Genomic DNA, 20,778 nt, shown 5'->3' with positions numbered 1-20,778 from the left:
GGTAAATGCGATGCGCATCAGCATATTTGGTCTAGGTTACGTTGGCGCAGTCTGTGCCGGTTGCCTGTCTGCACGTGGCCACGAAGTGGTCGGCGTAGACATCTCCAAGGAAAAGATCGACCTGATCAACGCAGGCAAATCGCCCATCGTTGAGCCGGGTCTGGGCGAACTGTTGAGCCAAGGCATCGCAAACGGTCGACTGCGTGGCACGACCAACTTCGCCGAAGCCATCCGCGATACCGACCTGTCGATGATTTGTGTCGGCACGCCGAGCAAGAAGAACGGCGACCTGGAACTCAACTACATCGAATCGGTATGCCGCGAGATCGGTTTTGTCCTGCGTGACAAGACCACCCGCCACACCATCGTAGTGCGCAGCACCGTGTTGCCAGGCACTGTCGCCAATGTGGTGATCCCGATCCTCGAAGACTGCTCCGGCAAGAAAGCCGGCGTCGACTTCGGCGTCGCGGTCAACCCGGAATTCCTGCGTGAATCCACCGCCATCGCCGACTACGACCTGCCGCCGATGACCGTTATCGGTGAGTTCGACAAAGCCTCCGGCGATGTCCTGCAGTCGCTGTACGAAGAACTCGACGCCCCGATCATCCGCAAGGACATCGCCGTTGCCGAGATGATCAAGTACACCTGCAACGTATGGCACGCCACCAAGGTCACCTTCGCCAACGAGATCGGCAACATCGCCAAGGCGGTCGGCGTCGACGGTCGCGAAGTGATGGAAGTGGTCTGCCAGGACAAGACCCTCAACCTGTCCCAGTACTACATGCGCCCAGGCTTCGCGTTCGGCGGCTCGTGCCTGCCCAAGGACGTGCGTGCCCTGACCTACCGCGCAGGTTCCCTGGACGTGGAAGCACCGCTGCTCAACTCGCTGATGCGCAGCAACGAGTCCCAGGTGCAGAACGCCTTCGACATCGTCGCCGGCCACGACAAACGCAAAGTCGCGCTGCTGGGCCTGAGCTTCAAGGCCGGCACCGATGACCTGCGCGAAAGTCCGCTGGTCGAGCTGGCCGAGATGCTGATCGGCAAAGGCTTCGACCTGAGCATCTACGACAGCAACGTCGAGTACGCCCGTGTCCACGGCGCGAACAAAGACTACATCGAAGGCAAGATCCCGCACGTGTCGTCCCTGCTCAACTCGGACTTCGACGACGTGATCAACAACTCCGACGTGATCATCCTGGGCAACCGCGATGAGAAGTTCCGTGCCCTGGCGCATAACGCCCCGCACGGCAAGCAAGTAGTCGACCTGGTGGGCTTCATGTCCGCAGCCACCAGCGTCAGCGGCCGCACCGAAGGCATTTGCTGGTAACGGAAGAGCAGCGGCTAGTTGCGAGCCGCAAGCTGCAAGTAAAAGCACCGCCCTTGCAGCTTGCGGCTTGCAACCAGCCGCTTTCACCACCTTCGGATGACGCTTATGTCCAAGTTAAAACACGTACTGCTCCAATCCGCCGGCTGGCTGTTCTTTCTGAGCCTGCTGATGGGACTCGCCCTGCTTTTGCCGGCGAGTACGTTCGACTCCGAGTCGAAGAATTTTATTTTCCTGATTGGCGCCGTCGGTATCTGGCGCTACTCGATGGGTGCTACGCATTTCTTTCGCGGCATGCTGTTTTTGTACGTGGTCTACCCGCACCTGCGCCGCAAAGTGCGCAAGTTGGGCAAGGCCGCCGACCCGTCCCATGTGTTCCTGATGGTCACCAGCTTCCGGATCGATGCGCTGACCACCGCGCAGGTCTACAGCTCGGTGATTCGCGAGGCCATCGAATGTGGCTTCCCGACCACCGTGGTCTGCTCGCTGGTGGAAATGTCCGATGAGCTGCTGGTCAAGAGCCTGTGGGAACGCATGAACCCGCCAGACCACGTGAAGCTCGACTTCGTGCGCATCGCCGGTACCGGCAAGCGTGACGGCCTGGCCTTCGGTTTTCGCGCCATCTCCCGCCACCTGCCGGATGATCGCGCCGTGGTCGCCGTGATCGATGGCGACACCGTGCTGGCCGAAGGCGTGGTCCGCAAGACCGTCCCGTGGTTCCAGCTGTTCGGCAATGTCGGCGGGCTGACCACCAACGAGTTCTGCGAAGTACGCGGCGGCTACATCATGAGCGAGTGGCACAAGCTGCGCTTCGCCCAGCGCCACATCAACATGTGCTCGATGGCCCTGTCCAAGCGCGTGCTGACCATGACCGGGCGCATGTCGGTGTTCCGTGCCAGCGTGGTCACCGACCCGGGCTTTATCGCCGACGTGGAAAGCGACTCGCTGCAACACTGGCGCCTGGGCCGCTTCAAGTTCCTGACCGGCGATGACAAGTCCAGCTGGTTCAGCCTGATGCGCCTTGGCTACGACACCTTCTACGTGCCGGATGCCGCGATCAACACCGTGGAACACCCGCCGGAAAAGAGTTTTATCAAGGCCAGCCGCAAGCTGATGTTCCGCTGGTACGGCAACAACCTGCGCCAGAACTCCCGTGCCCTGGGCCTGGGTGTACGCCGGCTGGGCCTGTTCACCAGCATCGTGTTGTTCGACCAGCGCGTGTCGATGTGGACCTCCCTGCTCGGCCTGACCGTGGCAATCATCGCCACCTTCAAGTACGGCGGCGCGTTCATCCTCGCCTACCTGCTGTGGATCGGCATCACCCGCCTGATCCTGACCCTGCTGCTGTCGTGCTCCGGCCACAAGATCGGCCCGGCCTACCCCGTGATTCTCTATTACAACCAGATCATGGGCGCGCTGGTGAAGATCTACGTGTTCTTCCGCCTTGATCAACAGTCCTGGACCCGCCAGGACACCAAACTGACCCGCGATTTGGCCAGCTTTCAACGTTGGTTCAACACCTGGTCGTCTCGGACCATGACCTTCTCCGCCGGCAGCATTTTCGTCGCCGTGTTGCTGATGATGGTCTGACCCTGCCAAGCCTGAATTAACCAAGGAATTACACCGTCATGAACAGCCAAGTAAACGCCAACGTTGTCCACGAGTCCGAAGCCCAGCGCCAACATGCCCGGGTCAAAATCCCGGCCAAGCTGCGCTTCTTCAACACCGACCGCACCCAGACCGAAGCACGGGTGATCGACCTTTCCGCCGGCGGCCTGGCGTTCACCGCCACCCAGCCGCTGACCGTGGGTGAAGTGCACAAGGGCCGCCTGCAGTTCGTCATCGATAACCTTGGCCTGGCCATGGACGTGGAACTGCAAATTCGCTCCTACGACCGCCAGACGGGTCGCACCGGTTGCCAGTTCCAGAACCTCGACGCTCAGGACATCTCGACCCTGCGCCACTTGATCACCTCGCACTTGTCCGGTGACATCGTGACCATGGGCGACGTGCTGGCAACCCTGCAGCGCGACAACTTCACCAAGGCGCGCAAGGTCAAGGACGGCGGCAGCAACATGAGCGCCTTCGGCCGCCTGCGTGCCGTGACCTTCAGCCTGGCGATCTTCCTGGTCGGCCTCGCCGCGTTCGGTTTTGTCTTCAAATCGGTGTACGGCATGTACTTCGTCAGCCACGCCCAGGCGGGCATCGTCAGCGTACCGGGCATGAACGTGACCATGCCGCGCGACGGCACCGTGCAAAGCCTGCTCAAGGGTGATGCGGTCGCTGCCAAAGGCGCGCCACTGGCGACCTTCAGCACCAGCATGCTCGACGTGCTCAAGGGCCACCTGGACGAAGACCAGCTGCAACCGGCCAAAGTCGAAGAGCTGTTCGGCAAGCAAATGACCGGCACCCTGACCTCCCCATGCGACTGCGTAGTGGCGCAGCAACTGGTCGCCGACGGTCAGTACGCCAGCAAAGGCGACGTGATCTTCCAACTGGTACCACGCGGCAGCCTGGCCAATGTCGAAGCGCGCTTCACCTATCGCCAGTTCGCCGACGTGCGCCCCGGCACCCCAGTGAGCTTCCAGGTCGCCGACGAAGAACAGGTCCGCACCGGCACCATCGTCAGCAGCACCAGCCTGAACAGCGCCGACCTGTCTTCCGACATCCGCGTGCAGATCAAGCCTGATGCGCCGCTGGACAGCACCTACGCCGGTCGCCCGGTGGAAGTGACCAGCGACCGTGGCCCATCGCTGAACTGGCTGATCGACAAAGCCATGGCCAACGGTCTGTAAGCAGAGGACATGCCTGTGATGACTCTCTCAAAAACACCGCAGTCCCTGTGGGAGCGGGCTTGCTCGCGAAAGCAGTGTGTCAGCCAACACATGCATCAACTGACAGGGCCCCTTCGCGAGCAAGCCCGCTCCCACATGGGAACTGTGGCGTTGCTGGCTGTTGCGGTCAGCCTCGCCGGTTGCGCCGGCCTGCCCGACCAGCGCCTGGCCAACGAAGCACTCAAACGTGGCGACACCGTCACTGCCCAGCAGAACTACCAGCAGCTCGCGGACCTGGGCTACAGCGAGGCCCAGGTGGGCCTGGCCGATATCCAGGTGACCACCCGTGACCCCGAGCAGATCCGTCAGGCCGAAGCCACTTATCGCGCAGCTGCCGATACGTCGCCACGTGCCCAGGCGCGCCTGGGTCGCCTGCTGGTCGCCAAGCCAGGTGTCACCGAAGCCGAGCAGCACGAAGCCGAAGGCCTGCTGAAAAAAGCTTTTGCCAATGGCGAAGGCAACACCCTGATCCCACTGGCGATGCTGTACCTGCAATACCCGCACAGCTTCCCCAACGTGAACGCCCAGCAGCAGATCAGCAAGTGGCAGGCCGCCGGTTACCCGGAAGCCGGGCTGGCCCAAGTGCTGCTGTATCGCACCCAGGACACCTACGACCAGCACCTGGATGACGTCGAGCGCATCTGCAAGGCCGCGCTGAACACCACCGACATCTGCTACGTCGAACTGGCCACCGTCTACCAGAAGAAAGCCGAGCCGGAAAAACAGGCCCAATTGCTCAAGCAGATGGAAGCCGGCTACAGCCGTGGCACCGTCACCGCACAACGCGTCGACAGCGTGGCCCGCGTATTGGGCGATGCCTCGCTGGGCAAGACCGACGAAAAGACCGCCCAGGCCCTGCTGGAAAAAATCGCCCCTGGCTACCCGGCTTCCTGGGTCAGCCTGGCGCAGTTGCTCTACGACTTCCCTGAACTGGGCGACGTCGACCAGATGATGAAGTACCTGGACAACGGCCGCGCCGCCGACCAGCCGCGCGCCGAGCTGTTGCTGGGCAAGCTCTACTACGAAGGCAAATGGGTGCCGGCCGACGCCAAGGCCGCTGAAGCCCACTTCGAAAAAGCCGTGGGCAAGGAAGTGGCCGCCGATTACTACCTCGGCCAGATCTATCGCCGTGGCTACCTGGGCAAGGTCTACCCGCAAAAAGCCCTCGACCACTTGCTGACCGCTGCGCGCAACGGCCAGAACAGCGCCGACTTCGCCATCGCCCAATTGTTTTCCCAAGGCAAGGGCACCAAGCCCGACCCATTGAACGCCTATGTCTTCAGCCAGTTGGCTAAAGCCCAGGACACGCCAGAGGCCACTGACCTGGCCACGCAGCTCGAAGCGCCGCTCACGCCTGAGCAACGCGCCGAAGGCCAACGCCTGGTGCAACAGGAACTGGCCGCGCGCGGCACCCTGGCCCAGAGCACGCTGCAACTGCACGCCCTGCAAGAAGAAGACGGCGAGGAATCCCTATGAAGCTCAACCCATTCGTCAAGGCCGGCATCGGCCTGACCTTCGCCCTGCTGTGGTCGTGCCCGACCCTGGCCGCGCTGACCGAAGCCAAGAACTTCGGCCTGGAAGTCAAAGCCACCGCCCAGTCCGAAGATGACCGCGACCTCGGCACCCAGAAAGGCGGCGACGTCAACGGCATCGGCCTCGACCTGCGCCCGTGGATCTACGGTGAAAGCGGCGCGTGGAGCGCCTACGCGATGGGCCAGGCCGTGGTGTCCAGCGACATTATCGAGACCGACACCCTGCAACAGTCGGCGGATGACGAGAACCAGCAAACCACCAACAACGACCGCAAGGCCAAGAAAAACTACCTGGCCATGCGCGAATTCTGGGTCGGCTACAGCGGCTTCACGCCCTACCCTGGCGAGATCCTCAAGTTCGGTCGCCAACGCCTGCGCAATGACGACGGCCAATGGCGCGACACCAACATCGAAGCGCTGAACTGGACCTTCGACACTACCCTGCTCAAGGCCAACGTCGGCGTCGCTGAACGTTTCAGCGAATACCGCACCGACCTCAAGGAGCTGTCGCCCAAGGACAAGGATCGCCAGCACCTCTACGCCGACGCCGCCTACCAGTGGACGCCCGGCCAGTGGATCGGCCTGCGCGCCCACCACACCCATGACGACGGCAAGCTCGACTACCCGGAACCGGGCGTGGCCACCGACTCGCTGGACAAGCGCGAGAACGGCGACCTGACCTGGCTCGGCATCGAGGCCAACAGCGACGCCTACAACTGGCGCAACACCAACACCGTCAACTACTGGGCGAGCATCACCGGCATGCAGGGCGACCGCGACACGGTCAACGCCTTGAACGCCGACGGCACCCGCCCCACCAACGCCAAGCGCAGCGACGACGTGAATGGCTGGGCCACCGACCTGGGTATCCGCCTGCGTCTGGACCCGCAGTGGCAAGTGGGTGCGGCCTACTCCCGCGCCAGCGCCGAATACGAGCAGAACGGCCTGCAGAGCAACCGTTCGAACTGGACCGGCACCCAGTCCCGCGTGCACCGCTTCGGCGAAGCGTTTCGCGGCGAGATGAACAACATGCAGTCCATGAGCCTGTTCGGTTCCTGGCAGCTGCGCGAGGACTACGACGCCAGCCTGGTGTACCACAAGTTCTGGCGCGTCGACGGCAACAAGCCGGTCGGCAGCAACGGCATCGATGCCGTGCAGAACAATACCGATGACGTCACCGGCGCGATCCTGTCCAGCACGTCCCTGCCGCTTGAAGACGGCAAGAAGGACCTGGGCCAGGAGATGGACCTGGTCGTCACCAAGTACTTCAAGAAAGGCCTGCTGCCGGCCGCGCTCAGCCAGTCGATCGACGAACCGTCGGCCCTGGTGCGCTTTCGTGCGGGCGTGTTCAAGCCGGGCGACGCCTACGGCAGCCAGGTTGACTCGTACATGCATCGCGCCTTTGTCGACGTGATCTGGAAGTTCTGATGGGAGCCTGCGCAATGAAACCTCAACGCTTGCTGGTTGCCGCGATGCTGATGGCCAGTGCCACAGCCTTCGCCGATACCGCGCAGCAGGTCAAGGCGCCGACCATCGCCAAAGAACTGCAACAGGCCAAGACCTACACCATTTCCAGCCCGCCGACCGCGCCGCTGGAACTGGCCAAGCCTGCCCTGCCGGACCTGTCGGGCTACACCGCCGCAGCGATGGAAAAGAAAATCGTCAGGACCAAGCCGGGCAAGATCAGCATCCGCCGGATGATGCAGGAAGACGCCCTCAAGGACTTTATCGGCGGCGACAACAAGATGGCCGAATGGGTGGTGCGCCAGCACGGCATTCCCCAGGCGATCTTTGTCGACGACGGCTACATGAACCTCAAGGACCTGCTCGGCAAAGTGCCCAAGCAGTACCTCAGCGAAACCTCGCCGGGTGTGTTCCTGGCCAAGCTGCCGATCGTGGTCGGGCGCAAGGGCATCCTCGAAATCGACAAGCAGACCAAAGAACTGCGCCTGTCCCAGGAAGCCGGTTCGTTCCTGATCAACGACGGCCAGCTGTTTGTGCGCGACACCAGGATCACCGGCTGGAAAGAAAAGGCCAACGGCCCGGCGCTGTTCCAGTCGCCCAAGGAATTCCGCCCGTTCCTGCTGGCCTGGGGCGGTACCGAGACTTACGTCGCCAACACCAAGATGGCCAGTTTCGGCTACGCCAACAGTAAGTCGTACGGGGTCAGTATTTCCCAGTACACGCCGAACATGGCCAAGGTGCTCAAGCGTCCCGAGCCGACCGGCTGGATCATCGATTCCGAGTTCTCGGACATGTGGTACGGCTTCTACTGCTACGAGACCACGGGCTTCGTGATCAAGGGCAACACCTACAAAGACAACATCGTCTACGGCATTGACCCGCACGACCGTTCCCACGGCCTGATCATCGCGGACAACACCGTGTACGGCACCAAGAAGAAGCACGGCATCATCATTTCCCGTGAAGTGAACGACAGCTTCATCTTCAACAACCGCAGCTACGACAACAAGCTCTCGGGCCTGGTAATCGACCGTAACAGCGTCAACAACCTGATCGCCGACAACGAGATCTACCGCAACCACACCGACGGCATCACCCTCTATGAGAGCGGCGACAACCTGTTGTGGGGCAACAAGGTGATCAGCAACCGTCGCCACGGCATCCGCGTGCGTAACAGCGTGAACATCCGGCTGTACGAAAACACCTCGATGGCCAACGGCCTGACCGGCCTCTACGGCCACATCAAGGACTTGACCGACACCGACCGCGACATCGCCCTCGACCCGTTCGACGCCAAGGTCTCGCTGATCGTGGTCGGCGGTGAGCTGGCAGGTAACGGCAGCGGACCGCTGTCGATCGACTCGCCGCTCAGTGTCGAGTTGTATCGCGTGTCGATGCTGGCGCCGACCAAATCCAGCGGCATCAGCTTCTCCGGCGTGCTGGGCGATCGCCAGGAAGAGATTCTCGACCTGCTGGTGCGCCAGCAGAAAGCCGTGCTGATCGACCCTGTCGAACGCCAGACCGAATTGCAGGACTGAGGATGACCCTTATGCACCCACACATGATCAAACTGCTGAGCCTCTCGGGTCTGACCCTCGGCCTGCTCGCGGCCAGCCAGGGCGTACGCGCCGACGAAATCAAGGCGCCGACCTTCACCGCCGAGCCGTGCTGCAGCCTGTGCCCGGCCGCCCACGACGCGAAGAACTACACCACGCGCTACCAGCAGAACTTCACCACCCTGGTACAGGCCCAGGGCGACTGGCTGTTCCGCACCCAGGAAGACCTGCGCACCGAATTCGACACCAGCCCCGCCGGCTACAAGCGCATGCAGCAACTGCACGATGCGTTCAAGGCCAAGGGCGTGGAACTGGTGGTGGTCTACCAGCCGACCCGTGGCCTGGTGAACCGCAACAAGCTCAACCCCGAAGAGAAAGCCAAGTTCGATTTCGACAAGGCCCTCAGCAACTACAAGACCATGCTCGGCCGCTTCGCCAAGATGGGCTATGTGGTGCCGGACCTGTCGCCGTTGACCAACGAGCAACTGCCGGATGAATTGCCGGCGCACGATTTCTACTTCCGTGGCGACCAGCACTGGACCCCTTACGGCGCCCAGCGCACGGCGAAAATCGTCGGCGCCAAAGTCCGTGCGATGCCTGAGTTCGCGGATATTCCCAAGCGTGAGTTCGAGACCAAGCGCTCCGGGCGCATGGGCAAGACCGGCACCCTGCACAACATGGCCGGGCAACTGTGTGGCACCAGCTACGCGATCCAGTACATGGACCAGTTCACCACCGAACCCAAGGGCGAGGCCGGTGACGGCGACCTGTTCAGCGACTCCGGCAACCCGCAGATCACCCTGGTGGGCACCAGCCACAGCGGCAAGAACTACAACTTCGCCGGCTTCCTCGAACAGGAAATCGGCGCCGACATCCTCAACGTCGCCTTCCCCGGCGGTGGCCTGGAAGGCTCGATGATCCAGTACCTGGGCAGCGATGAATTCCAGAAGACGCCGCCGAAAATCCTCATCTGGGAATTCTCGCCGCTGTACCGCCTCGACCAGGAGACCATCTACCGCCAGATGATGTCGCTGCTCGACAACGGTTGCGAAGGCAAGACCGCACAGATGACCGCGAGCACTACCCTGAAGCCCGGCAAGAACGAATTGCTGGTTAACAGTTCGAACAAAGACCTGCGCAACGCCAACCATCAGGTTGATATCCGCTTCGCCGACCCGTCGGTGAAAACCCTGCAAGCCACCCTCTGGTACATGAACGGGCGCCACGAGGACATCAAGATCGAGAAACCCGAAACATCCGATACAGACGGGCGTTTCGCCTTTGAACTGCGCACCGATGAAGACTGGGCCTCGCAGAACTTGCTGGCCGTGGAAGTGCAGGGCCCCGAAGCGGGCGCTGCCGCGCAGAAAGTCGAAGCGAAAATTTGCACACGCAACGTATTCCCAGCCGGTGGTCAGCAGACCGCCTCAACTGGGCAATGAGGTTACTTATGCAGAAGTTATTGATTCCAACGCTGCTGGGCCTGGCAATGTTCGCCGGCTCAGTCAACGCCGCCGCGCCACTGCGTCCGCCCCAGGGCTATTTCGCTCCGGTGGAAGCGTTCAAGACCGGCGATTTCAAGAATGACTGCGACGCCATGCCGGCGCCGTACACCGGCTCGCTGCAATTTCGCAGCAAGTACGAAGGTTCGGACAAGGCCCGTTCCACACTGAATGTGCAATCCGAAAAAGCCTTTCGCGACAGCACGGCCGACATCACCAAGCTGGAAAAAGACACCAGCAAGCGCGTGATGCAATTCATGCGCGACGGGCGTCCGGAGCAGCTGGAATGCACACTCAACTGGCTGACCAGCTGGGCCAAGGCCGATGCGTTGATGTCCAAGGATTTCAACCACACCGGCAAGTCGATGCGCAAATGGGCGCTGGGCAGCATGGCCTCGGCCTATGTGCGTCTGAAGTTCTCCGACTCGCACCCGCTGGCCAACCACCAGCAGGAGTCGCAACTGATCGAAGCCTGGTTCAACAAACTGGCCGACCAGGTGGTGAGCGACTGGGACAACCTGCCGCTGGAAAAAACCAACAACCATTCCTACTGGGCCGCCTGGTCGGTGATGGCGACTTCCGTCGCCGTGAACCGTCGCGACCTGTTTGATTGGGCGGTGAAGGAATACAAGGTCGGCGCCAATCAGGTCGACGACCAGGGCTTCCTGCCCAACGAGTTGAAGCGTCAGCAACGTGCCCTGTCGTACCACAACTACGCGCTGCCGCCGCTGTCGATGATCGCCAGTTTTGCCCTGGTCAACGGTGTCGATCTGCGCCAGGAAAACAACGGCGCGCTGAAACGCCTGGGCGACAAGGTGCTGGCCGGCGTGAAAGACCCGGAAATCTTCGAACAGAAGAACGGCAAGGAACAGGACATGAAGGACCTCAAGGAGGACATGAAATTTGCCTGGCTTGAGCCCTTCTGCACCCTCTACACCTGCGCCCCGGATGTGCTCGAACGCAAGCATGGCATGCAGCCGTTCAAGACCTTCCGCCTCGGCGGCGACCTGACCAAGGTCTACGACCCGACGCATGAAAAAGGCAACAAAGGTTCCTGACGAAACGCACTTCAAATGTGGGAGCGGGCTTGCTCGCGAAGGCGGTGTATCAGTCGCCATCTGTGTTGAATGACACACCGCATTCGCGAGCAAGCCCGCTCCCACAGTTTGAGCCGGTTTCGTCAGTGGAAATGTAATACCGCCCCTCTCCGTTTTCGGTGGGGGGTTTGGGGGGGCTCTGGCCCTTGACTGTTGGTTAAACATGGAGAGATCGGGATGGTTTTCTCGTCCAATGTGTTCCTGTTTCTGTTCTTGCCGATCTTTCTCGGCTTGTACTACTTGAGCGGGCAACGCTATCGCAACCTGCTGCTGCTGATTGCCAGCTACGTGTTCTACGCCTGGTGGCGAGTGGACTTCCTGGCGCTGTTCGCCGCCGTCACGCTGTGGAATTACTGGATCGGCCTCAAGGTCGGTGCTGCCGGCGTGCGCACCAAGCCGGCCCAACGCTGGCTGCTGCTGGGCGTGGCGGTCGACCTGTGCATCCTCGGCTACTTCAAGTACGCCAACTTCGGCGTCGACAGCATCAACCTGATGATGAAGTCTGCAGGACTTGAGCCCTTCATCCTCACCCATGTGCTGCTGCCGATCGGTATCTCGTTCTATATCTTCGAGTCCATCAGCTACATCATCGACGTGTACCGCGGTGATACCCCGGCGACCCGCAACCTCATCGACTTTGCAGCGTTCGTGGCGATCTTCCCGCACTTGATTGCCGGCCCCGTGTTGCGTTTTCGCGACCTGGCCGACCAGTTCAACAACCGCACCCACACCCTCGACAAGTTCTCCGAGGGCTGCACGCGGTTCATGCAGGGTTTCATCAAGAAGGTCTTCATCGCCGACACCCTGGCGGTGGTCGCCGACCATTGCTTCGCCCTGCAAAACCCCACCACCGGCGACGCGTGGCTCGGCGCGCTGGCCTATACCGCGCAGCTGTACTTCGACTTCTCCGGCTACAGCGACATGGCCATCGGCCTGGGCTTGATGATGGGTTTCCGCTTCATGGAAAACTTCAAGCAGCCGTACATCAGCCAGTCGATCACCGAGTTCTGGCGCCGCTGGCACATCAGCCTCTCCACCTGGCTGCGTGACTACCTGTACATCACCCTGGGCGGCAACCGCAAAGGTACGCTGACCACCTACCGCAACCTGTTCCTGACCATGCTGCTCGGTGGCCTGTGGCACGGTGCGAACATCACCTACATCGTGTGGGGCGCCTGGCACGGCATGTGGCTGGCGATCGAAAAAGCCATCGGCCTCAACACCTCGCCGCGCAGCTTCAACCCGGTGCGCTGGGCCTTCACCTTCCTGCTGGTGGTGATGGGCTGGGTGATCTTCCGCGCCGAAAACCTGCACGTCGCCGGCCGTATGTACGGCGCGATGTTCAGCTTTGGCGAATGGTCGCTGTCGGAACTCAACCGCGCCAACCTCACCGGCCTGCAAGTGGCAACCCTGGTGGTGGCGTACGTGACCCTGGCGTTCTTCGGCCTGCGCGATTTCTACACCAACCGCCCCGCCGAAAAAACCAAGCCGGCCGACCCGAGCCTGATCAAGGCCGTGCCGGGCGATAACCCGGGCAGCATCCACGAGCCAGGCTTCACCGTCGGCCAGGACGCCGCCGTGCAACCGGCCTACTGGACCGCTGACTGGCCACGCTACGCAATGCGCGCGGCAGTGCTGCTGCTGTTCGTGGCGTCGATTCTCAAACTGTCGGCGCAGAGTTTCTCGCCGTTCCTTTACTTCCAATTCTGAGGGAGCCGACCATGACCCGTTCATTCCGCGTCCTCTATATCGGCCTGTTCCTGGTGGTGTTGCTTGCCTTGGGCGCCTGGTCGATGCGCAGCTTCTTCGGCTTCAGCACCAATGCCGATGCGACCGTGCTCAACGGTCGCTGGACCAAGGCCGTCGAGACCCATTACGACGACCAGTTCCCGATCAAGCGCCTGGGCACCAACCTCTGGGCCGCGCTGGACTACAAGCTGTTCAATGAAGGCCGCCCTGGCGTCGTGCTGGGCCGCGATCACTGGTTGTACAGCGACGAGGAGTTCAACCCGGCCGTCAATGAAGACCAGAACCTCGAGGGCAATTACGCGCTGGTCGAAGGCGTGCGCCAGAAACTCAAGGCCCAAGGCATTCAACTGGTGATGGCGATCGTACCGGCCAAAGTGCGCCTGTACCCGGAACACCTGGGTGAGGTGAAGCCTGCGAGCATCCACGCCAACCTGTACCAGGACTTCCACGCCCGTGTCGCCGCCGACAAGATTATCGCCCCCGACCTGCTCGGCCCGCTGCAACAGGCCAAGCTGGGCGGCAAGCAGGTGTTCCTGCGCACCGACACCCACTGGACCCCGGACGGTGCCGAAATCGCTGCCAAGCAACTGGCCAAGGTGATTGCCGACAAGGCGCCCCTGAACGGCGAGCCGCAGCGTTTTGTCACCGAAGCCGAGAAGACCGAGCCGCACAAAGGCGACCTGCGTCTGTTCCTGCCGCTGGACCCGCTGTTTGAAAACCTGATGCCGCCTAAAGAGCCGCTGGAAAAACGCGTCACCCACCTGGCTGAAACCAAAGGCGACGACGCGCTGTTCACCGACAGCGAAACCCCGGTTGCACTGGTCGGCACCAGCTACAGCGCCAACCCCAACTGGAACTTCGTCGGCGCGCTCAAGCAAGCCCTGGGCAGCGACGTCATCAACTACTCCGAAGACGGTCACGGCCCGATCCTGCCGATGCTCAGCTACCTCAAGAGCGACGACTTCAAGAACAGCCCGCCGCAGGTGCTGATCTGGGAGTTCCCTGAACGATATCTGCCCGTCAACAACGAAATCGGTGATGCCGACCCGCAGTGGGTTGCGCAGCTTAAACAAGCCGGTTCGCGCCAACAGAACATGGCACTGAACACCCCAGTTAAACACTCAAAATCCGAGACGCCCGACCGGGCGCAAAACTGAAAGAGAGGTAACTCACATGACTTTCACTACTACTCCGCGTCGTCTCGCCAAGACCCTGGCCCTGGTTGCCGGCATGAGCGTTGTATCGATGTCTGCCTTCGCCGGTGGCGACGCCGCCCTGTACGGCCCAACCGCGCCAAAAGGCTCGAGCTTCGTGCGGGTCTACAACGCCAGCAACCAGGAAGTCAGCGCCACCGTCGGCGCGACCAACCTGAGCGACGTTGCGCCCTTGGCCAGCAGTGACTTCAGCTTCATGCCCGGCGGTGACTACAGCGCCAAGGTCGGCAGCCAGACCGTGCCGGTCAAGCTCGCCCCGGACCACTACTACACCCTGGTCAACAACAGCAGCGGCCAGCCGCAGTTGATCGAGGAACCGCCGTTCAAGAACAAGCAGAAATCCCTGGTGCGCGTGCAGAACCTCAGCGACAAGGCCCTGACCCTGAAGACCGCCGACGGCAAGACCGACGTGGTCAAGTCGGTGGCCGCCAAAGGCCGTGGCGAGCGCGAAATCAACCCGGTGAAGGTGAGCCTGGCGCTGTATGACGGCGACAAGAAAGTCGGCGACGTGAAGCCAGTGGCCCTGGAACGTGGTGAGGCAGCGGTGCTGTACGTCACCGGTTCCGGTTCGAGCCTGTCGCCAGTCTGGGTGAAACGCCCAGTGTCGACCCGCTGATCAGATTTTCGACCGGGCCCCGGCTCCCACAGGGGCCGAGGAGCCCAGTCGGACCGAGACAAAAACAAGAGTGAAACGACAAACCTTCGTAGCTCTGACCCAAATCGATTCAAGGAGAAACAGCATGATCCCAGTAATCCTTTCCGGTGGTAGCGGCTCACGTCTTTGGCCGCTTTCCCGTAAACAGTTCCCGAAACAATTCCTGGCCCTGACCGGCGAGCACACGCTGTTCCAGCAAACCCTGGAACGCCTGGTGTTCGAAGGCATGGACAGCCCGATCGTGGTCTGCAACAAGGACCACCGTTTCATCGTCAACGAGCAACTGAGCACTCGCAAGCTCGAATGCCAGCGCATCCTGATGGAGCCGTTCGGTCGCAACACGGCGCCGGCCGTGGCCCTCACCGCGATGATGCTGGTGAATGAAGGTCGCGACGAATTGATGCTGGTGCTGCCGGCCGACCACGTGATCGACGACCAGAAAGCCCTGCAACGCGCCCTGGCCCTGGCCACCGTGGCGGCCGAGCGCGGCGAGATGGTGCTGTTCGGCGTGCCGGCAACCCGCCCGGAAACCGGCTACGGCTACATCAAGTCGACCAACGATTCGCTGCTGCCCGAAGGCGTGAGCCGCGTCGAGCAGTTCGTGGAAAAACCCAATGAAAAACGCGCCGTCGAGTTCGTCAAGAGCGGCGGGTACTTCTGGAACAGCGGCATGTTCCTGTTCCGCGCCAGCCGCTTCCTCGAAGAGCTGAAAAAGCACGATCCGGACATCTACGACACCTGCCTGCTGACCCTGGAACGCAGTGAGCAGACCGCTGACACCGTGACCTTCGACGAAGCCACCTTCGCCTGCTGCCCGGACAATTCCATCGACTACGCCGTGATGGAAAAAACCCAGCGCGCCTGCGTGGTGCCGCTGAGCGCCGGTTGGAGCGACGTCGGTTGCTGGGCGTCGCTGTGGGCGGTCAACGATAAAGACGTCAACGGCAACGTCAGCAAGGGCGACGTGGTGATCCAGGACAGCCGCAACTGCATGATCCACGGCAACGGCAAGCTGGTATCGGTGATCGGCCTGGACAACATCGTGGTGGTGGAAACCAAGGACGCGATGATGATTGCCCACAAGGACAAGGTCCAGGGCGTCAAGCAGATGGTCTCGACCCTCAACGACCAGGGCCGCAGCGAAACCCAGAACCACTGCGAAGTCTATCGCCCGTGGGGCTCCTACGACTCGGTGGACATGGGCGGGCGCTTCCAGGTCAAGCACATCTCGGTCAAGCCGGGCGCGTGCCTGTCGCTGCAGATGCACCACCACCGCGCCGAACACTGGATCGTGGTCAGCGGCACCGCCGAAGTCACCTGTGACGAGAACGTGTTCCTGCTCTGCGAAAACCAGTCCACCTACATCCCGATCGCCTCGGTGCACCGCCTGCGCAACCCGGGCAAGATCCCGTTGGAGATCATCGAAGTGCAATCGGGCAGCTACCTGGGCGAAGACGATATCGAGCGGTTCGAAGATATCTACGGTCGCTCGACCCCGGTTGAACGTGGCGTGTCGGTGAAAACTATCGCGCAGTAAAACAGTCGTACAAGAAGCCCTCGCCCAGCCCATTGCGTCCCCTATCCGCAGTGGGTTGGGTGGGGGCTTTTTTTTGAGATCTGCACTGGCTGTTAGGGCCCCATCGGGGGCAAGCCCCCTCCCACCTTTGATCTGCGAATAGCTTGCCCCGATGAGGCTGGCACTCCCACCACAGCACTCAAGGTAGCCAATCCCACCTACGCTTAAGTTAGGATGCTCGTTCCCTATTCGAGGTGGTCTCCATGTTCTTCGGCGTTCTCCTGATCATCACCTGGCTGATCCTCCTACTGCGCTACCCGGCCAAGGCCCTTCCGGTTTCCCTTGCTGCCTTGGCAGGCCTGGGTTGCGTGGCCGTCTGGGTGGTCTGGCTGGACAACCGCGAAGCCTCGCAACTGGCGCGCCTGGAACTGCGCATCAGCTATGCCCCGCAGGAATGCCCGGCGGACCGCCCATTGAAACTGACCCTGAACAACGGCAACGACGTGCCTCTTACCGAACTGCGCTGGCGCGTCGCGGCCTATGCGCCGGGCGACTCGGTCAACCTGGCCGACAACGTCTATGCTGCCCCTCGCTATCGCGGCCCCGGCGAATTGCAGGCGGGCGCCACCTGGGAAGACTGCCTGCCCACCCCGCCGCTGCGCCCTGGCTACCGCGCGCAAACCCTGGAATTTCGTGCCGAGCACCTGCAAGGCAGTTTCTCGGACTGACAAAGGACTGATCCATGCCCAACGTACTCATCACCGGCTGCTCCAGCGGCATCGGCCGCGCCCTGGCCGAGGCCTTCAAGGCGGCGGGATTCGACGTATTGACCAGCGCCCGCCGCGAAGACGACGTGATTGCCCTCAACGACGCCGGCTTCCATGCCGTGCTGCTGGACGTGAACGACGCGGGAGCCCTGCAAACCCTGGCCACGCATCTGGGCGAACTGGATGTGCTGATCAACAACGCTGGCTACGGCGCCATGGGGCCATTGCTCGATGGCGGCACCGAAGCAATGCAGCGCCAGTTCGAGACCAATGTATTTTCCATCGTCGGCGTGACCCAGGCGCTGTTCCCGGCCCTGCGCAAGCGCAAAGGCCTGGTGGTGAATATCGGCAGCGTTTCCGGCGTACTGGTCACACCGTTTGCCGGTGCCTACTGCGCCTCCAAGGCGGCAGTGCATGCCTTGAGCGATGCACTGCGCATGGAGCTGGCGCCGTTTGGTATCCGCGTAATGGAAGTGCAGCCCGGCGCCATCGATACCCGCTTTGCGAAGAACGCCGGGGCCCAGGCCGAGCTGTTGATCAATGAGCAGTCACCGTGGTGGCCGTTGCGCGAGGGCATTCGTGCTCGCAGCCAGGCCTCCCAGGACAAGCCGACACCCGCCAGCCACTTCGCCAGCCAGGTGCTGAACGCGGTGCAACAAGCAACACCGCCACGCTTGCTGCGCGCGGGCAATGGCAGCCGAGCGCTGCCGTTGATGGCGGCGTTGTTGCCCAAGGGGCTGCTCGAGAAGGTCTTGAAAAAGCGCTTTGGCTTGAGCGGGACGCTTTAACCCTTCATGAAATCAATAAACGCCCGCACTTTCAGCGGCAGGTGACGGGTGTCCGGGTACAGCGCAAACACGCCTTGTGGGGCGAAGCGATGGTCCGCCAATAGCCGCACCAGGCGTCCCGACTCAAGGTCATCCTGCACCAGCCATTGCGGCAGTACTGCCACGCCAAGGCCACGCACGGCAAAGGCCAGCAGTACGGCCGCGCTGTCGGCCACCAGGGCTGCGGGCCCGGCACGGTATTGATGCTCGCCGCCGGCAGGGTCGGTGACGCTCAGTTCCGTCAAGCGGCCGTGGCCCAGTTTGGGCGCAAGTGCCAACTGATCCAGGGTTTGCACGCCGGCAAACTCGGGCGCCGCCACCGCGAACACGTCGAACGTGGACAACTGCACCGCGCGATGATTGGAATCGAGTAGACGTCCCAACCGAATCGCCACGTCAAAGCGCTCGGAGATCAGATCCGCGTGGGTGGAGGATGTGGATAAGTGCAGGTTGAGGTCCGGGTGCAGGCGGCGAAAACGCTCCACCGCAGGGGCGACCACGGCCAGCGCATATTCCACGGTGGTGGTGATGCGCAGGGTGCCCTTGAGTTGGGCCTGTTCGGAGCGCGCCTCTTCCACGGCCAACTGCGCCTCTTCGAGCACGCGTGTGCAGCGCAGGTAAAAACGCTCGCCGGCATCGGTCAGCGCCAGTTGGCGGGTGCTGCGCGTCAGCAGGGTGACCCCCAGTTCCGCTTCCAGGCGCTTGAGATTGAAGCTCACTACGGCGCGGGTCTGGCCCAGCAGGTCGGCCGCTGCGGTGAGCGACCCGGCCTCGACCACGGCCTTGAACGTGTCGAATCGGTCCAGGCTGACCATCAATTGCCCCCTCGTTTGTCAAAATATTTTTGACAAACTAGCAGCCAAACCGGCGTATCCCAAACGTTGCGTGCGGCCTACCCTGCGCGCTTCACTCGCCGGATCACGCTCAATGACCTACCGCTCGAAAATCGCCTGGATCTTTCTACTGGGTTTCGCCCTTGACCTGGTGAACATGTTTGTCGCCACCGTCGCCTACCCGGATATCGGCCACGAGCTGCAGGCGTCGGTGACGCAACTGGCCTGGGTCAGCAACGCCTACCTACTCGGGCTGACCCTGATCATTCCCTTGAGTGTGTGGCTCGCGGCGCTCATGGGCGAGCGCGGCCTGATCGTGGTGAGCCTGCTGATATTTGCCGGTGCCTCGGTGCTGGTGGGCCAGGCGGACTCGATTGAAACGCTGATTGGCTGGCGTGCCCTGCAAGGGCTCGGCGGCGGCTTGCTGATCCCTGTGGGCCAGGCCATGGCGTACCGTCACTACCGCGCGGCAGAGCGCAGCCAACTGACCGCCCGCGTGATGTCGGTGGCCCTGCTGGTGCCCGCCCTGTCCCCGGCGTTGGGCGGGCTGATCGTCGACAACGTGTCCTGGCGCTGGATCTTCTACGCCAACCTGCCGCTGGCGTTGATAACTTTGCTGCTGGCGAGGCTGTGGATAAAACCCGACGTGCCGGCCAGCGTGCGTCCTACCTTGGAGGTGGGCAGCATTTTCAAACAGATCGCCAGCCCGATGCTGCGCACCGCGATGTTGGTCTACCTGTGCATTCCCGGCGTCTTTATCGGCACCAGCCTGATCGCCATTCTCTACCTGCGCGGCCTGGGTTACGACGCCACACACACCGGCGCCCTGATGTTGCCGTGGGCACTGGCCTCGGCGCTGGCCATTTGGCTGAGCAAAAAACTGTTCAATCGCTGCGGCCCCAAACCCTTGCTGCTGGTGGGCATGCTGCTGCAATGCGCCGGCATCCTGCTGCTCAACGAGCCAGGCCTGATCGTTCTCGCCTACGCCTTGATGGGCCTGGGCGGCAGCCTGTGCAGCAGCACCGCACAGACCCTGGCATTCCTGGATATCCCCGCCGAGCGCATGGGCCATGCCAGCGCGTTGTGGAATATCAATCGGCAAATAAGCTTCTGCCTGGGTGCGGCGGCCCTCAGTGCACTGTTGTCGGCCTTGGATTCCTTCGCCATAACCTTCACGATGGCAGCCGCATTAACCCTGTTGCCTCTCTTTGCAGTGCTGCGCCTGGATGCCTCCACAGTACGGACACTGCTTCACCCTGCCAGCGAGCCCCGTCATGATTGATTACAGCGACTTTTTTGAGGAAGTGATCCAGACCCACGTCGAGATCGAGCAATGGTTTGCCGGCGTCGCACCCGAAGGCACCCTGCAGAGTCTGCTCGCGCGCTTCTCCCCCGAGTTCAGCATGATCGCCCCCGCCACGGGCGCACGGGTCAATGCAGCCGGGGTCAACGCGCTGTTCACCCGCCTGGGCGGCATGCGCCCGGGGTTGAAAATCACCTTGAGTGAAATGACCGGCATCGACCGCCACGCACGCGGCGCCACCGTGACGTATCGCGAACATCAGATCGACGCCAGCGGCACGCAGACCGACCGCCGTGCCACCGTGGTGTTCGAGAAACAGGCGAGTGGCGCGCTGTTGTGGCGCCATTTGCATGAAACCTATGTAGCGCTAGCGCAATGAAATAACTGATCGGGCGGATCCTGCAAAAAAACAGCGAACAGCCTGACTGGTGACGGTGCTGCGTGAGTGTGTGCCGTTGCGATATCAGGCCCAAGCGCATGATAGGTGGGAGCGGGCTTGCCCGCGAAGGCGCTGGATCAGCCAGCATATTCGTTGACTGACACACCGTATTCGCGAGCAAGCCCGCTCCCACAGGGAGAGAGGCGTTGTCCACGCCTGCGGTGCA

General features: G+C 62.0%; 17 protein-coding genes and 1 pseudogene. 17 read left to right on the top strand and 1 reads right to left on the bottom strand.

Annotation, left to right across the window (positions count from 1 at the left end):
* Positions 1–10: 10 nt before the first annotated feature.
* The 15 genes and pseudogenes from AC07OJ_RS06720 to AC07OJ_RS06650 all read left to right on the top strand — a co-directional run bounded on the left by AC07OJ_RS06720 (position 11) and on the right by AC07OJ_RS06650 (position 17,998).
* Positions 11–1,327 (top strand): nucleotide sugar dehydrogenase, encoded by a 1,317-nt coding sequence (locus tag AC07OJ_RS06720; protein ID WP_065907093.1) that lies wholly within the window; start codon positions 11–13, stop codon positions 1,325–1,327.
* A 105-nt stretch (positions 1,328–1,432) separates the two neighbouring features.
* Positions 1,433–2,914, top strand: coding sequence for a mannuronan synthase (gene alg8, locus AC07OJ_RS06715; protein WP_162946061.1), 1,482 nt, complete (start codon positions 1,433–1,435; stop codon positions 2,912–2,914).
* Between the two features lie 38 nt (positions 2,915–2,952).
* On the top strand, positions 2,953–4,119 hold the full coding sequence (locus AC07OJ_RS06710; RefSeq protein ID WP_065907047.1) for an alginate biosynthesis protein Alg44: 1,167 nt from the start codon (positions 2,953–2,955) through the stop codon (positions 4,117–4,119).
* A 135-nt stretch (positions 4,120–4,254) separates the two neighbouring features.
* Entirely contained in the window at positions 4,255–5,634 is a 1,380-nt protein-coding gene (algK, locus tag AC07OJ_RS06705; protein WP_495094275.1) for an alginate biosynthesis TPR repeat lipoprotein AlgK, read from the top strand.
* Entirely contained in the window at positions 5,631–7,118 is a 1,488-nt protein-coding gene (locus tag AC07OJ_RS06700; protein WP_065907050.1) for an alginate export family protein, read from the top strand. Before algK ends, AC07OJ_RS06700 begins: the two co-directional genes overlap by 4 nt.
* The gene (gene algG / locus AC07OJ_RS06695; RefSeq protein ID WP_106805103.1) at positions 7,118–8,692 is read left to right on the top strand and encodes a mannuronan 5-epimerase AlgG; all 1,575 of its coding nucleotides are present in this window, start codon (positions 7,118–7,120) and stop codon (positions 8,690–8,692) included. Before AC07OJ_RS06700 ends, algG begins: the two co-directional genes overlap by 1 nt.
* Before the next feature lie 11 nt (positions 8,693–8,703).
* A complete protein-coding gene (locus tag AC07OJ_RS06690; RefSeq protein WP_065907096.1) occupies positions 8,704–10,152 on the top strand; it encodes an alginate O-acetyltransferase in 1,449 nt (482 codons plus the stop codon).
* Positions 10,153–10,160: 8 nt separating this feature from the next.
* Positions 10,161–11,270, top strand: a complete 1,110-nt coding sequence (locus AC07OJ_RS06685; protein ID WP_083221459.1) for a mannuronate-specific alginate lyase — start codon at positions 10,161–10,163, stop codon at positions 11,268–11,270.
* Positions 11,267–11,377: pseudogene (locus AC07OJ_RS06680) on the top strand (metal ABC transporter ATP-binding protein); the annotation flags it as partial. The gene AC07OJ_RS06685 and the pseudogene AC07OJ_RS06680, both read left to right, overlap by 4 nt.
* A gap of 109 nt (positions 11,378–11,486) precedes the next feature.
* Positions 11,487–13,019 carry an MBOAT family O-acyltransferase gene (locus AC07OJ_RS06675; protein WP_065907070.1) on the top strand — a complete coding sequence of 511 codons (1,533 nt, stop codon included), beginning with the start codon at positions 11,487–11,489 and terminating at the stop codon, positions 13,017–13,019.
* Between the two features lie 11 nt (positions 13,020–13,030).
* On the top strand, positions 13,031–14,215 hold the full coding sequence (locus tag AC07OJ_RS06670) for an alginate O-acetyltransferase (protein ID WP_106805104.1): 1,185 nt from the start codon (positions 13,031–13,033) through the stop codon (positions 14,213–14,215).
* A gap of 16 nt (positions 14,216–14,231) precedes the next feature.
* On the top strand, positions 14,232–14,888 hold the full coding sequence (locus AC07OJ_RS06665; RefSeq protein WP_065907075.1) for an alginate O-acetyltransferase AlgF: 657 nt from the start codon (positions 14,232–14,234) through the stop codon (positions 14,886–14,888).
* 124 nt (positions 14,889–15,012) lie between these two features.
* Positions 15,013–16,464 (top strand): mannose-1-phosphate guanylyltransferase/mannose-6-phosphate isomerase, encoded by a 1,452-nt coding sequence (locus AC07OJ_RS06660; protein WP_065907077.1) that lies wholly within the window; start codon positions 15,013–15,015, stop codon positions 16,462–16,464.
* Between the two features lie 242 nt (positions 16,465–16,706).
* On the top strand, positions 16,707–17,171 hold the full coding sequence (locus AC07OJ_RS06655; protein ID WP_065907081.1) for a multidrug transporter: 465 nt from the start codon (positions 16,707–16,709) through the stop codon (positions 17,169–17,171).
* A 14-nt stretch (positions 17,172–17,185) separates the two neighbouring features.
* Positions 17,186–17,998, top strand: a complete 813-nt coding sequence (locus tag AC07OJ_RS06650; protein WP_065907083.1) for an SDR family oxidoreductase — start codon at positions 17,186–17,188, stop codon at positions 17,996–17,998.
* Here AC07OJ_RS06650 and AC07OJ_RS06645 read toward each other — a convergent pair.
* Positions 17,995–18,852 (bottom strand): LysR family transcriptional regulator, encoded by an 858-nt coding sequence (locus tag AC07OJ_RS06645; RefSeq protein ID WP_495094274.1) that lies wholly within the window; start codon positions 18,850–18,852, stop codon positions 17,995–17,997. The genes AC07OJ_RS06650 and AC07OJ_RS06645 overlap by 4 nt on opposite strands.
* Before the next feature lie 112 nt (positions 18,853–18,964).
* Between AC07OJ_RS06645 and AC07OJ_RS06640 the strand changes: the two genes are divergently transcribed.
* Both AC07OJ_RS06640 and AC07OJ_RS06635 read left to right on the top strand, forming a co-directional pair.
* Positions 18,965–20,152 carry an MFS transporter gene (locus tag AC07OJ_RS06640; protein WP_065907087.1) on the top strand — a complete coding sequence of 396 codons (1,188 nt, stop codon included), beginning with the start codon at positions 18,965–18,967 and terminating at the stop codon, positions 20,150–20,152.
* On the top strand, positions 20,145–20,552 hold the full coding sequence (locus AC07OJ_RS06635; RefSeq protein WP_201143558.1) for a DUF4440 domain-containing protein: 408 nt from the start codon (positions 20,145–20,147) through the stop codon (positions 20,550–20,552). Before AC07OJ_RS06640 ends, AC07OJ_RS06635 begins: the two co-directional genes overlap by 8 nt.
* Positions 20,553–20,778: the final 226 nt, after the last annotated feature.

The sequence above is a fragment of the Pseudomonas sp. GW821-FHT09C08 genome (genome assembly GCF_059418125.1).
The sequence above is the reverse complement of the archived record's forward strand: the minus strand, read 5'-3'. Positions and strand labels throughout refer to the sequence as shown.

Coding starts and splice junctions, on each gene's coding strand:
- AC07OJ_RS06720 (WP_065907093.1), top strand. CDS start 11: ATGCGCATCAGCATATTTGGTCTAGGTTACGTTGGCGCAGTCTGTGCC.
- alg8 (WP_162946061.1), top strand. CDS start 1,433: ATGTCCAAGTTAAAACACGTACTGCTCCAATCCGCCGGCTGGCTGTTC.
- AC07OJ_RS06710 (WP_065907047.1), top strand. CDS start 2,953: ATGAACAGCCAAGTAAACGCCAACGTTGTCCACGAGTCCGAAGCCCAG.
- algK (WP_495094275.1), top strand. CDS start 4,255: ATGGGAACTGTGGCGTTGCTGGCTGTTGCGGTCAGCCTCGCCGGTTGC.
- AC07OJ_RS06700 (WP_065907050.1), top strand. CDS start 5,631: ATGAAGCTCAACCCATTCGTCAAGGCCGGCATCGGCCTGACCTTCGCC.
- algG (WP_106805103.1), top strand. CDS start 7,118: ATGGGAGCCTGCGCAATGAAACCTCAACGCTTGCTGGTTGCCGCGATG.
- AC07OJ_RS06690 (WP_065907096.1), top strand. CDS start 8,704: ATGCACCCACACATGATCAAACTGCTGAGCCTCTCGGGTCTGACCCTC.
- AC07OJ_RS06685 (WP_083221459.1), top strand. CDS start 10,161: ATGCAGAAGTTATTGATTCCAACGCTGCTGGGCCTGGCAATGTTCGCC.
- AC07OJ_RS06675 (WP_065907070.1), top strand. CDS start 11,487: ATGGTTTTCTCGTCCAATGTGTTCCTGTTTCTGTTCTTGCCGATCTTT.
- AC07OJ_RS06670 (WP_106805104.1), top strand. CDS start 13,031: ATGACCCGTTCATTCCGCGTCCTCTATATCGGCCTGTTCCTGGTGGTG.
- AC07OJ_RS06665 (WP_065907075.1), top strand. CDS start 14,232: ATGACTTTCACTACTACTCCGCGTCGTCTCGCCAAGACCCTGGCCCTG.
- AC07OJ_RS06660 (WP_065907077.1), top strand. CDS start 15,013: ATGATCCCAGTAATCCTTTCCGGTGGTAGCGGCTCACGTCTTTGGCCG.
- AC07OJ_RS06655 (WP_065907081.1), top strand. CDS start 16,707: ATGTTCTTCGGCGTTCTCCTGATCATCACCTGGCTGATCCTCCTACTG.
- AC07OJ_RS06650 (WP_065907083.1), top strand. CDS start 17,186: ATGCCCAACGTACTCATCACCGGCTGCTCCAGCGGCATCGGCCGCGCC.
- AC07OJ_RS06645 (WP_495094274.1), bottom strand. CDS start 18,852: ATGGTCAGCCTGGACCGATTCGACACGTTCAAGGCCGTGGTCGAGGCC.
- AC07OJ_RS06640 (WP_065907087.1), top strand. CDS start 18,965: ATGACCTACCGCTCGAAAATCGCCTGGATCTTTCTACTGGGTTTCGCC.
- AC07OJ_RS06635 (WP_201143558.1), top strand. CDS start 20,145: ATGATTGATTACAGCGACTTTTTTGAGGAAGTGATCCAGACCCACGTC.